The sequence below is a fragment of the Streptosporangium sp. G12 genome, from assembly GCF_052983175.1.
In genome coordinates this window covers 98,580-110,868 of record NZ_JBRIQO010000004.1, presented here as the reverse complement: position 1 = coordinate 110,868, position 12,289 = coordinate 98,580, and the positions used below count along the sequence as shown (strand labels likewise).

The window sequence follows — 12,289 nt, the reverse complement described above, 5'->3', positions numbered from 1 at the left end:
GTCACGGCCCACGGCCGGGCAGCTCGGGAACCGCCCGCGCCGTGGCCGGCGAAGACCGCCGGCCGCCGGGGGCGACTCAGCTGAGACCCCCGTTGGCCTGGAGGTTCTGGCCGGTGACCCAGCGCCCGTCGGGACCTACCAGGAAGGCCACGACGTCCGCGATGTCCGAGGGCTCGCCGAGGCGGGCGAGCGGGGTCATGGCGGCCACCTGGGCCAGCACCGCCTCAGGGTTGGCGCCGCGCAGCAGGTCGGTGTCCGTGGCGCCCGGGGAGACCGTGTTGACGGTGATGCCCCGCTCGCCGAGCTCGCGGGCCGCGACCGCGGTCAGCTGTTCGAGGGCGCCCTTGCTCGCCGCGTAGGGGGCGATGCCGGCCGCGGGGCGGACGGTGTTGAGAGTGGAGATGTTGACGATACGGCCGCCGTCGCGCATGTGCCTGGCGGCGTAGCGGATGGTCAGGAAGGCGGCCTTGGCGTTGACCGCCATGGCGCGGTCGTACAGCTTCTCGGTGGTCTCCGCGAGGGAGATCGGGGTGAAGCTCAGCGCGGCGTTGTTGACCAGGATGTCGAGGCCGCCGAGAAACTCCTCGGCGCTCTCCATCAGCCACTCCGCGGCGCCCCGCTTGCCGAGGTCGACCCGGACGGCGCGGGCGCTCCCGCCCGCCTCCTTGACCACCTGCTCCACCTCGCCCGCGGACGCGGCGGCGTTCGCGTAGGTGAAGAGGACGTCCGCCCCGTCGCGGGCGAGACGCTCCACGATCGCCCGGCCGATGCCCCGCGACCCCCCGGTGACCACCGCCGTCCTGCCCTCCAGCACCGCCATGCCGACCTCCGTGCCTCTCCCGTGAGCTCTCCAGCCGTCCTTCGGACCCCGTGTCCACGTCGCGGGGCCCCGCGCCCACCGCGCCCGCCGCACCCACCGCGCTTCCGATCCCCCTCGGCCTCCCGCGCGGTTTCGGGTCCCACCGCCGAACCTATGATCGACCGGCACGGTTGTCGACGCCTTTCCGCCCTTCCGCGACGCCGTGCGCCCCCCTCCGAACCGGATCGGAACAGGACGGGCCCATTGGTACGTTCCACATCGTGATGCCGCGGATCTGGCGGAGTCCCGGTCCCGCGACCTAACCTGCCCACCATGAACACCGATGGGCGCTCGGCGCACATTCTCGACGTCCTGATCACCGAGTTCGGTGATTCCATCAAGCGTGACCCCGCGGCCTTCCGGCGCAAGTTCCGGAAGATGGCCGCCTCGCCCTTCGCCTTCTACCGGGGCAGCGCCTGCCTGTTCTACGCGGACATGACCGGCGCGTTCGCCGACGACGCCTTCCTGGACGAGCAGACGCGGCGCGTCTGGATCCACGGTGACCTGCACGCCGAGAACTTCGGCACCTACATGAACGCCTCGGGCGTCCTGGTGTTCAACGTCAACGACTTCGACGAGGCCTACGTCGGCCCGTACATCTGGGACCTGCGGCGGTTCGCGGCCAGCGTCGCGCTCATCGGGTACGCCAAGGCGCTGTCGGACGACGTCATCGGCGAGCTGGTGGCCGAGTTCGCCCACTCCTATCTCTCCGAGCTGCACGGCATCTCGGACGGCGGGGACGACGCGATCGGCTCGCTGACCCTGGACACCACGAGCGGCGTGCTCCACCGGGTGCTGCAGCTCGCCCGGCTGAACACCCGGGTGGCGCTGCTGGACCTGGAGACGACCGTCGAGAACTTCGACCGCAGGTTCGCCGTCATGGACGGCCGCCATCCGGTGGACCAGGAGACCCGCGAGGCGGTGGAGGCGGCCTTCCGCGACTACCTGACGACCCTTCCCACGGCCTCCGCGATCGAGCACAAGATCAAGGACTTCGCGCTGCGCACCGGCATCGGGATCGGCTCGGCCGGGCTGCCCTCGTACAACATGCTCCTCGAGGGCCACACCCAGGCCCTGGAGAACGACGTCATCCTCTACATGAAGCAGGCCCAGGTGCCGGCCGTGGCGCGGCACATCACCGACGAGAAGGTGCACGGCTACTTCAGGCACCAGGGCCACCGCACCGCGGAGTCGCAGCGGGCCCTGCAGGCGTACGCCGACCCGTGGCTCGGCCACACCACGCTGAACGGCGTCGGCCAGCTGGTCGCCGAGGTCTCCCCCTACTCCGCCGATCTGAACTGGGGCGACGTCAACGAGCCGGACGAGCTGGCCTCGGTCGTCCGCGACCTGGGCCGGGCCGTGGCCAGGATGCACTCGGTGGCCGACGACGAGTCCAGCCACGACCTGGTCGACTTCTCCACCGAGGACGCGATCGTGGCCGTGATCGGCGGCGACACCGAGGGCTTCACCCGCACCCTCGTCGACTTCGCCCACGCCTACGGGGCACGGGCCAGGGCCGACCACGGGCTCTTCGTCGACCTGTTCAGGAACGGCCGCCTGCCCGGCCTCTGACCCCGGCCGCCCCGGCCTCCGCGAACCACCTCTCCCGCGCGGGCACGCCGCCCGCCCGCGTTTCGGTGCCGCTCACCGCCGCTCCGCCTCGACCTCGCCCCGGGCGGAGGCGGAGCGGGCCTCGGCGTGGTGGCAGGCGACCTGGGCGGCGGCCGAGGACGGCAGGACGGGCAGCGGCCGTGACACGCACAGCCCGTCGACCCCCGTCTCTGCCGCCGCGCCCGAGGCCAGGACCTGGCAGCGCGGGTGGAAGCGGCAGCCCCGCGGGATCCGGGTCGGGTCCGGCGGCTCGCCGCCCAGCACCACGGGCGACGGCGACTCCGGCAGGACCGACAGCAACGCCTGGGTGTACGGATGCGACGGCGCGGTGAGGATCCGCTCCACCGGTCCCGACTCGACGATCCTGCCGAGATACATCACCGCGACGCGGTCGGCGATGTTCCAGGCCAGCCCGAGGTCGTGGGTGACGACCAGCGCCGACAGGCCCAGCTCGTCGCGGAGGCGGAGCAGCAGCGCGAGGATCTCGCCGCGCACCGAAGCGTCCAGCGAGGCCACCGGCTCGTCGGCGACCAGCACCCGGGGGTCGAGCGCGAGGGCCCCGGCGATGACGACGCGCTGGCGCTGGCCGCCGGACAGCTCGTGCGGGTAGCGGTTGAAGAACCGCTCGGGGGGCCGCAGCCCGGCGCGCGACAGCGCCGACGCGACCCGTTCCTCCTCCGCGGGCAGGCGGTGGATGCGCGGCCCCTCGGCCACCGCCTCGTAGACGGTGTGCCGGGGGTTGAGCGATCCCGTGGGGTCCTGAAGCACGAGCTGCACCTCGCGCCGGTGGGCCCGCAGCGCGCGCGAGGAGTAGGCCAGCGGGGCCCCGCCGTACAGGACCGACCCCGCGGCGGGCCGCTCCAGGCCGAGCAGGGTGCGGGCCAGCGTCGTCTTGCCGCAACCGGACTCGCCGACCAGCGCGACGATCTCTCCCTGGCCCACGGCGAGATTCACCCCGTCCACCGCGCGGGCGCGGCGCCCGCGCGAGACGAACTCCACCCGCAGGTCCCGCGCTTCGAGCAGGGTCATCGGGTCTCCTCGGGGACGCGGACGTGGACGCACGCGGCGGTGTGCGACGCCTCGGCGCGACCCGCCCCGGTACGGTCACCGGCACGGCCCACGGGCCAGAGCTCGACCGGCTCCGACGCGCACGAGACGAGCGACACCGGGCAGCGGGGATGGAAGGAGCACCCCGTGGGCAGGTGGGCCGGGTCGGGCGGGTCGCCGCCCAGCCCGCTGGGCGCCATCCTGGAGGCGGGGTCGCCGACGGTGGGGAAGGCCCCGGCCAGCGCCCTGCCGTAGGGGTGCCCGGCGTTCCGGAAGACCTCGCGCGAGGGACCGGACTCGACCACGCGGCCCGCGTACATGACCGCCAGCCGGTCGCACGTCGCGGCCAGGACCGACAGGTCGTGAGAGATCATGATCAGGCCGATCCCGTGCTCGGCGACGAGCGAGCGGATCAGCGAGAGCACCTGCGCCTGGATCATCACGTCCAGCGCGGTGGTCGGCTCGTCGGCGACGATCAGGCGCGGGGAACAGGCGAGCGCCATCGCGATCATCACGCGCTGGCGCTGCCCGCCGGACAGCTCGTGCGGGTAGCCGCGCGCCCGCCAGGCGGGCAGGCCGACCTGCTCCAGCAGCTCCGCCGTCCTGCGCCGCGCCGCCGCGCCGGTCGCCATGCCGTGCACCCGCAGCGGCTCGGCGATCTGGTCGCCGATCCTGCGCACCGGGTTCAGGGCGTGCTGGGCGCCCTGGAAGACCAGGGAGGCCGACGCCCAGCGGATCGCGCGCAGCCGCCCCCAGCTCATCGTGAGGACGTCCTCGCCGTCCAGCAGGATCTCCCCGGACACCAGCGCGTCCCTGGGCAGCAGCCGCAGCAGCGACATGGCCAGCGTCGACTTGCCCGACCCCGACTCCCCCGCCACGCCGAGGGCCTCGCCCTCCGCCAGGGCGAGCGAGACGCCCCGCACGGCGGGGACGTCCCCGGCCGCGCTCCGGTAGGTCACCGCCACGTCGCGCAGTTCGAGCAGGGTCACGAGACCTCCCGAGGCCACGGGCCGGACGCGGCCGGGGTCCCCGGAGGCCGCGGGCCGAGTACGGTCACGAGTCCTCCCCCGGGTGTGGATCGAGCACGGTCACGAGGCCCCCCGAAGGCGTGGGTTGAGTACGGTCTCCAGGGCGCGCCCGCAGAGGGTGAACGCCAGGACGACCAGGATGATGCACAGGCCGGGCGGCAGCACGTACCACCAGGCGCCCGAGGTGGCCGCGCCCCAGTCGTAGGAGCCGCGCAGCATGCCGCCCCACGACACCTGGCCCGAGTCGGCGCCCAGGAAGGCGAGGGTGGACTCGGTGACGATGGCGCTGGCCACCGTGAGGGTGGTGTTGGCCAGGACCAGCGGGGCGACGTTCGGCAGCACGTGCCGGGTCATGACGTGCCAGTGCCCCGCGCCCAGCGCCCTGGACCTCTCGATGTAGGGCCTGGCCTCGACCGCCAGTGTCTGGGCCCTGATCAGCCTCGCCGTGGAGGCCCAGGAGGTCACCCCGATCGCCAGGATGATCGTGGACGTGCCGCCGCCGAGGACGGCCGCGAGGACCAGGGCCAGGACCAGGGCGGGCAGCACCAGGAACCAGTCGGTGACGCGCATCAGCACGGCCGAGGCCCAGCCGCGGAAGTGCCCGGCCGCGATGCCGAAGACCGTACCGATCACCATGCTGAGCAGTGCCGACATGAACCCGATGAGCAGCGAGACCCGCGCGCCCCACAGGAGCATGAGCAGGACCGAGCGGCCGGACTCGTCGGTGCCGAGCGGGAAGTCCACGCTCGGCGGTGCCATCTTGGCGCCCGTCGCCCTGGTCACGTCCATCCCGGACGGGTCGGTGACCAGCGGCGTGACGAGGGCCGCCAGGACGGCGACCAGCAGGATCGCCGCGCCGTACAGCCCGGCCCTGTTCCCGGCGTACGCGCGGCAGAACCGCACGAGCGCGGCGCGGCGGCGCGTCCTGGCGATCGCGCGCGGCGTCCCGGTGCCGCCGCCGGCCGCGCCCGGGGTTCCGGCGGCGCCACCGGTCGCCTCCCCTTCCCCCGGACCTTCCCGCCTCGTGTCCTCCTCCTTCGTGCTCACGCCGACCTCACCCTCGGATCCAGGACGTGGTAGACCACGTCGGCCAGCGTGTTCATGACGATCACCGCGGCGCAGACGAGCATGAAGGTCCCCTGCATGACCGCGTAGTCGGGTCCCTTGATCGCCTCGACGAACAGCAGGCCGAGGCCGGGCCAGGAGTAGACGAACTCCACCGAGACCGCGCCGCCGACCACGAAGCCGATCTGCATGAAGACCAGGGTCACCGTCGGCAGCAGCGCGTTCGGCACCGCGTGGCGGCGCCGGACGTCGTCGTCGCGCAGGCCTTTGGCGCGGGCGGTGGTCACGTAGTCCTGGCCGATCTCGTCGAGCAGCGAGGAGCGCATGACCAGCAGGTACTGCGCGTAGACGACGGCGACCAGGGTGAGGCACGGCAGCACCAGGTGGTGGGCGACGTGCAGGAGGTAGAGCGGCCCGTCCGGCGCGTCGACGTCCTGCATGCCCCGGGTGGGGAACATGCCGGGTATCGGCCCCATCCCCGCCGCGAGGACCATGAGGAGCAGCAGTCCCAGCCAGAAGGTCGGCACCGACCACAGGGTCAGCGCGGTCCCCGTGGAGAAGCGGTCGAACCGGCCGCCGTGGCGCCAGGCGGCCCTGGTGCCCTGCCACATGCCCAGGCCGACCGCGACGGCCAGCCCGGTGCCCACCAGCAGCAGCGTGGGGCCCACCCGGTCGCCGATGAGCTCGGCGACCGGCCTGCGGTACTCGTACGAGGTGCCGAGGTCCAGCCGCAGGGTTCGCAGCACGAAGTCCAGGAACTGCTCGCCCAGCGGCCGATCGAGGCCCATCTGCCGCCTGAGCAGGGCGAGCTGCTCCGGGGTGACCGGCACGTCGCGGGTGTAGGCGATGGTGGGGTCGCCGGGGATCAGGCGGAACAGGAAGAACGTCGCGACGATCACCAGCCCGATGCCGAGCAGCGCCCCGCCGAGTTTGACCAGCGCGTAGCGCGCCAGGCTCCGGCGGGCACCGTTTCGACCGTCGTCCGGCGGCGCCTTCGTCAGCTCGCCCGGCGGTGTGCTCATCGGCCGCTACTCGCGGTCGTCGGCGGTGGCGCGGCGCCGCCTGGTGAAGAGGAAGATCCCGGCCCCGGCGAGCACGGCCGCACCCGCCGCGACGGCCAGGATGACGCCCCCCGCGGAGTCGTCGCCGGCCGGGGCCGCGCGCTCCACCGCCCGCAGGGAGTAGACCGGCCAGTAGCCGCTCCCGCCGTACAGGATGCCCTTGTCCTCCGGGATCGGGGTGATGGAGGCGATCCGGTCCTTGCGGTAGACCTCCAGGTTGTTGGGATAGTAGAGCGCGATGACGGGGGCCTCGGTGTAGAGCCGCTCCTGCATCTGCTTGATCAGGCCGACCCGCGCGGCTCGGTCGAGTTCGGCCAGCTGCGACTGGTAGAGCCTCTCGAACTCCTCGTCGCAGAAGAACGACTCGGTCCCGCCGCCCTCGCCGCTCGCGGTGGGCCGGCGGCTGCACAGGTGGGTGGCCAGGATCTCCTCGGGGTCCGGGTTGACCGACCAGCCGCTGATCGCGATGTCGTAGAGCGCGGTGCCGCCCGTCTCCTCGGTGAACTTGTTGGCGTCGAGCTTGCGGGTGGTGATCTGGATGCCGATGTCCTTGAGCCAGCCGGTGACGAACTGGGCGAGCTTGTCCTCGACGGGGTCCTCGGTGTGGATGCTGAAGCGCATCTCCAGCTTGCGGCCTCCGCCGGGCATGGTCCGGATCCCGTCGGCGCCCTTGGCGTACCCGGCCTCGTCGAGGAGGCGGTTGGCCTCGGCCGGATCGAAGGTGACGGCCTTGTCGCCCTCGGCCCTCCAGAAGAACTCCCGGTACATCGGCGGGATGATCGAGCCGTCGGCGGGGACGGCGAGCCCGTTCTGCACCTGCGCGACGAGGGTCTTCTTGTCGATCGCGTGATGGATCGCCCTGCGCACCCTGGCGTCCTTCAGCGCGGGGTGCCCGTCGCCGATCGGCTCGCCGCCCGCCGTCTCGGCGCCCGGGTTGAGCTGCAGGTAGCCGGCGCGGCGGCCCTGGGTGTTCCACTGCACGAGGTTGGGGTCACCCGCCAGGGCCTGGAACTGCGGGGGTGCCAGCCGCCCGATCCAGTCGATGTCGCCCTTCCTCAGCCCGGCGATGGCCGCCTCGGGGTTCTCGTAGAAGATGACGTGCAGCTCGTCGATCTTGGGGGCGCCGCGCCAGTACGACGGGTTGGCCTTGAGTTTCACGTAGTTGTTCTTGCTGTGCTCGACGGGGATGTAGGGCCCGCTGCCGACGGCGGGGTAGGTCTCGTTCTCGAAGGTGCCGATGTCGGGCACGCCCTCCCACACGTGCTTGGGCACGATCGGGATCGGCAGCTCCAGCATCGAGGCCTGCGGCTTCCTGGTCTTGATGACGAGGGTCCGGTCGTCGGGCGCCGTCACGGTCTCGAAGTTCTCGACGGCGGGGCCGTTCGCCGTCTTGGCCGCGTCGTCCGTCATGATCTTGTTGAAGGTCCACGCGGCGTCCCCCGCGGTGACCGGCCTGCCGTCCGACCAGGTCGCCCCGGACCGGATCGTGAAGGTCCAGGTCAGCTTGTCCGGTGACGTCTTCCACGATTCGGCGAGGTCGGGGCTGGGCTTCAGGGTCTTCGAGTCGGACACCGTGAGATAGCCGTACGTCCAGCGGTGGATCGACGTCGAGATCAGCCGGACCGCCAGGAACGGGTTCATCGAGTCCATGCTCTGCGTCGCGCCCAGCCGGACGATCTTCTTCGCGGGCTGGGGCGCCCGCGCGGCCGGGACGTGCCGGACGGGAGACGCCGGAAGCGCGAGGACCCCGGGAGGCGCGGGGGGCGCGGAACGTCCCTGAGGTGACGCGTGCGCCACGGGAAGTGTCGTCGCCGACAGCGCCATCGACAGTCCCAGGCCCAGCACCATCAGGCGCGCACCCGTTCTGAGCATGCCGTACCCCACTTCCGGATCGGTGACTCCCTGACAACGAAGGCACACCATATGAACGGCGCGTGTCAACGAGGGGTGGAAGATTGTTTCACTCTCGTTTTATTTGGCGACATTATTTTTCAAGTCTTCCGGTACAAATCGCCACAAAAGGGATTATCGATCAGGAACAGGATGTCCAACGCGCGGAACCGACCGGTTGGTATGGACGGGTTCGCCGGGGGTGCGGCATGCTACAGAACATGACTCTGTTCTCGGTGGAAGGCAAGACCGTCGTCGTCACGGGCGGGTCCCGGGGAATCGGCCGGATGATCGCGGCCGGGTTCGTCGACGCGGGGGCCACGGTTTACATCTCCTCGCGGAAGGCGGCCGAGGTCGGCAAGACGGCCGCCGAGCTGGGGTGCACCGCGATACCCGCGGACCTGTCCACCGAGGACGGGGTGTCCGCGCTGTTCGAGGCCGTCGCGGAGCGCGAGTCCCGGCTCGACGTGCTGGTGAACAACGCCGGGGCGACCTGGGGCGCGCCGCTGGAGGAGTATCCCGAGCAGGCCTTCGACAAGCTCTGGGGGATCAACGTCAAGGGCGTGTTCTACCTGACCCAGCGGTTCCTGCCGCTGCTGCGCGCCGCCGCGAGCCCGGAGGACCCGGCCAGGGTGATCAACATCGGCTCGGTGGACGGCCTCCGGGTGCCGACGATGGAGAACTACGCCTACTCGGCGGCCAAGGCGGCCGTGCACATGCTCACCCGGCACCTGTCCCAGCGGCTCGCCAGGGAGTCGATCACGGTCAACGCGATCGCCCCGGGGCCGTTCGAGTCGAAGATGATGGCCTTCGCGCTCGACGACCCGGAGATGCGCGCGGCGGTCGCCTCCCACGTCCCGATGGGCAGGATCGGCAGCCCCGAGGACATGGCGGGCACCGCGATCTTCCTGTCCTCGCGCGCCGGCGCCTACCTCACCGGGGCCGTGATCCCGGTCGACGGCGGCATCTCCGGCCACGCGTAGCTTCCCGGCGACGAGGAGGCCCGCCGGCGGGAGAGGGCCCCGACGGTCCGGGAGACGTTCCAACAGAAGAGGATTTTTCACCCATAATCCCCCTATAAGCACCTCTAACTATAAAAGCCCCAAAAGGGCCACCCGTAACACAAGTGTAAAATTTCCCCCCTTGCCGTCATTTCTTTCAGATGACAGCTTTACCTCATGCTGAAGCGTTTCAAGGTGATGGCACCGGCCGTACTGGCCGTCGCCATCGCCCTCCCCGCCGGAGCCGCCCAGGCGGAACCCACCCCGGCCGCACCCCCCGTGACCACCTGTGACGCCACCCGGACTCCCCCCGCGTACAACGGCAAGGTGCCGACGCCGAAGAGCGTTCTCGGCTTCGAGCTCGGCGAGCGAGAGGTCACCTCGGCCGAGTCGGACACCCTGCTCACCGCGATCGACAGGGCCAGCGACCGGGTCGTCTCCGGCGCCCTGGCCACGAGCGCCGAGGGACGCCCGCTGAAGTACGCGATCGTCGGCACCTCGCACAACATCAGGAACCTGCGCGCGATCGAGACCTCGATCAAGCTGCTGCGCAACCCCCTCACCCCCGCCTCCGCCGCGAAGGTCCTCGCCAGGAACACGCCCGCGATCCTGTGGATCGCCGGAAACGTGCACGGCGGCGAGGAGAGCGGCACCGACGCGGCGCTGAGGACCCTGCACGACCTGGCCGGGCGGGACGACTGCGCGGCCAGGCGGATCCTGGACAACGCCGTCGTGGTGATCCTGCCGACGCAGAACCCCGACGGCCGCGAGGCCGACACCCGGCGCAACGCCTACTCGTTCGACATGAACCGCGACTGGTTCGCGCGGACCCAGCCGGAGACCGACGGCAAGATCGAGCTGATGCGCAGGTATCCGCCGCAGCTCTTCATCGACGCCCACGAGATGGGCGGCACCGAATACTTCTTCCCGCCGAACGCCGACCCGTTCTACCACGACATCGCCGAGCCGACGATCGACTGGATCAACAACACCTACGGCGCCGCGATGATCGACGAGTTCACCGGGCGCGGCATCCCGTTCTTCAACCGCGACGTCTACGACATGTTCTACATGGGCTACGGCGACACGGTCCCGACGACCGGGTTCAACGCGGCGGGCATGACGTTCGAGAAGGGGAACGCCTCCCCGATCGCCGCCCGGACCTTCGAGCAGTGGCTGACCCAGTGGGTCTCGCTCTCCGCGGCGGCGGCCAAGAAGACCGAGATCCTCACCGCCTGGCACCGCATGTACGCCGACGCGCTCAAGCAGGGCCTCGACGGCGAGCTGGAGCCGAACCAGGTCTACAACCCGGGCAACGAGGTCATCACCCAGGTTCCCGACCGCAAGGTCCGCCACTACTTCCTGCGCGCCGACGACCCGGCCAAGAAGGCGGAGACCGAGCTGATCGTGCGGCGGCTCCAGCGCATGGACGTCCAGGTGTTCAAGCTGGCCCTGCCGCTCACGGTCAAGGACTTCAAGGCGTACGGCAGGCCCGAGGCGAGGACCACCCTGCCCAGGGGCACCTACTGGATCCCGATGGCCCAGGGCCAGAAGCACTGGGTCCAGGCCATGCTGAACGAGGACACCTACACGCCGTTCCCGTACTTCTACGACGTGACCGCGTGGAGCCTGCCGCTGCTCGGCAACGTCTCCGGCGGGTCCTCCGGCCAGGTGCTGCTGCCCCTCGCGACGCCGGTCCAGCCGGTGGGCGCCCCGTCCGCCAAGGTGACCACCTCCCGCAGGATCGGGGTCCTGCAGCTGTCCGGCGGCACGGCGCAGAACGCCGCCGAGTCCTCCGGCTGGCTCCGGCACCGCCTCGACCGCGACTGGAAGCTGCCCTACACGGTGCTCACCCCGGCCGACGTCGCCGCGGGCAGGCTGACAGGGCTGGACGTGGTGCTCGTGCCGGACGGCTCGGCCAACGCGGCGAACACCGCCCTCGGCGACGCCGGGCGCGCGGCGCTGCGCGACTGGGTCGGCGGCGGCGGACGGTACGTCGGCTGGGCGGGCGGCACCCAGCTGGCCGTCCTGGCCGGGATCTCCGGCGTGACGCTGTCCGAGCCGACCTCGGACATCCCCGGCTCGCTCTTCAGGACCACCGTGGCCGCCGGTCCGCTGAGCGAGGACGTCGGGTCGAGCGTCATGCAGTTCTACGCGTACGACCTGGTCATGCGTGCCGCCGACCCCGCACACGTGGTGTCCTCCTACCCGGCCGCGAACTCGCCCGACTGGTTCCAGTCCGGTTTCGCGCTGGGCGCCGAGGAGCTCGGCGGGACGGCGGCCGCGGTCGACGAGCCGGTGGGTGACGGGCACGCGGTGCTGTTCGCCGCCGAGCCGAACTTCCGCGCCTTCACCGACGGCACGGCGAAGATCGTATCCAACGCGATCACCGCCGACCTGCCGTCCGCCTCCGCGCGGGCGCGGGCGCTCGCCCCCGCGCCCGAGGCCTCGCGGGCCGCCGCGGCCATCCCCGACCTCGGGTCGCCGATCCGCGTCACGGTCCCCGCGGCCGACCGCGACAAGGTCGCCGCGGCGCTGAAGGGCTTCGGCGCCACCTGGACCGAGCAGCCCGCCACCGGCGGGGCCGTCCGGTTCACGGTCGCCAACCCCGAGGAGCTCGATCTGCACGAACACCCCTGGGCCCGGAAGCTCCCCGGCGCCCTGCGCACCGCCGGGGTCTCCCCGCTCGCGGTGGTGATGCCGCAGTAGCACTTTTCGGCAACGATG

General features: G+C 71.5%; 9 protein-coding genes. 3 read left to right on the top strand and 6 right to left on the bottom strand.

All coding sequences use genetic code 11. From position 1 onward, the window contains the following. Positions 1-76: 76 nt before the first annotated feature. On the bottom strand, positions 77-820 hold the full coding sequence (locus tag ACVCAG_RS07570; RefSeq protein ID WP_440082990.1) for an SDR family oxidoreductase: 744 nt from the start codon (positions 818-820) through the stop codon (positions 77-79). A gap of 312 nt (positions 821-1,132) precedes the next feature. On the opposite strand from ACVCAG_RS07570, the gene ACVCAG_RS07565 reads away from it, so the two are divergent. Next, positions 1,133-2,431 (top strand): DUF2252 domain-containing protein, encoded by a 1,299-nt coding sequence (locus tag ACVCAG_RS07565; RefSeq protein WP_440082989.1) that lies wholly within the window; start codon positions 1,133-1,135, stop codon positions 2,429-2,431. 72 nt (positions 2,432-2,503) lie between these two features. On the opposite strand, the gene ACVCAG_RS07560 is transcribed toward ACVCAG_RS07565, so the two are convergent. The 5 genes from ACVCAG_RS07560 to ACVCAG_RS07540 all read right to left on the bottom strand — a co-directional run bounded on the left by ACVCAG_RS07560 (position 2,504) and on the right by ACVCAG_RS07540 (position 8,543). Next, positions 2,504-3,499: an oligopeptide/dipeptide ABC transporter ATP-binding protein gene (locus tag ACVCAG_RS07560; protein ID WP_440082988.1), complete on the bottom strand. Its 996-nt coding sequence runs from the start codon at positions 3,497-3,499 to the stop codon at positions 2,504-2,506. After that, positions 3,496-4,506, bottom strand: a complete 1,011-nt coding sequence (locus ACVCAG_RS07555) for an oligopeptide/dipeptide ABC transporter ATP-binding protein (protein ID WP_440082987.1) — start codon at positions 4,504-4,506, stop codon at positions 3,496-3,498. The genes ACVCAG_RS07560 and ACVCAG_RS07555 overlap by 4 nt, the downstream gene beginning before the upstream one ends. A gap of 99 nt (positions 4,507-4,605) precedes the next feature. Next, positions 4,606-5,478, bottom strand: coding sequence for an ABC transporter permease subunit (locus ACVCAG_RS07550; RefSeq protein WP_440083176.1), 873 nt, complete (start codon positions 5,476-5,478; stop codon positions 4,606-4,608). Between the two features lie 110 nt (positions 5,479-5,588). Beyond that, positions 5,589-6,632 (bottom strand): ABC transporter permease, encoded by a 1,044-nt coding sequence (locus tag ACVCAG_RS07545; protein WP_447189608.1) that lies wholly within the window; start codon positions 6,630-6,632, stop codon positions 5,589-5,591. A 6-nt stretch (positions 6,633-6,638) separates the two neighbouring features. After that, positions 6,639-8,543, bottom strand: a complete 1,905-nt coding sequence (locus ACVCAG_RS07540) for an ABC transporter substrate-binding protein (RefSeq protein WP_440082985.1) — start codon at positions 8,541-8,543, stop codon at positions 6,639-6,641. Between the two features lie 239 nt (positions 8,544-8,782). On the opposite strand from ACVCAG_RS07540, the gene ACVCAG_RS07535 reads away from it, so the two are divergent. Together ACVCAG_RS07535 and ACVCAG_RS07530 are read left to right on the top strand one after the other, a co-directional pair. After that, positions 8,783-9,544 (top strand): SDR family oxidoreductase, encoded by a 762-nt coding sequence (locus ACVCAG_RS07535; RefSeq protein WP_362677700.1) that lies wholly within the window; start codon positions 8,783-8,785, stop codon positions 9,542-9,544. Between the two features lie 195 nt (positions 9,545-9,739). Next, on the top strand, positions 9,740-12,271 hold the full coding sequence (locus ACVCAG_RS07530; protein WP_440082984.1) for a M14 family zinc carboxypeptidase: 2,532 nt from the start codon (positions 9,740-9,742) through the stop codon (positions 12,269-12,271). Positions 12,272-12,289 lie beyond the last annotated feature (18 nt).

Bases quoted from the DNA above. Each gene is read 5' to 3' on its own strand.
- ACVCAG_RS07535 (WP_362677700.1), top strand. From the start codon at position 8,783: ATGACTCTGTTCTCGGTGGAAGGCAAGACCGTCGTCGTCACGGGCGGG.
- ACVCAG_RS07545 (WP_447189608.1), bottom strand. From the start codon at position 6,632: ATGAGCACACCGCCGGGCGAGCTGACGAAGGCGCCGCCGGACGACGGT.
- ACVCAG_RS07540 (WP_440082985.1), bottom strand. From the start codon at position 8,543: ATGCTCAGAACGGGTGCGCGCCTGATGGTGCTGGGCCTGGGACTGTCG.
- ACVCAG_RS07560 (WP_440082988.1), bottom strand. From the start codon at position 3,499: ATGACCCTGCTCGAAGCGCGGGACCTGCGGGTGGAGTTCGTCTCGCGC.
- ACVCAG_RS07565 (WP_440082989.1), top strand. From the start codon at position 1,133: ATGAACACCGATGGGCGCTCGGCGCACATTCTCGACGTCCTGATCACC.
- ACVCAG_RS07570 (WP_440082990.1), bottom strand. From the start codon at position 820: ATGGCGGTGCTGGAGGGCAGGACGGCGGTGGTCACCGGGGGGTCGCGG.
- ACVCAG_RS07530 (WP_440082984.1), top strand. From the start codon at position 9,740: ATGCTGAAGCGTTTCAAGGTGATGGCACCGGCCGTACTGGCCGTCGCC.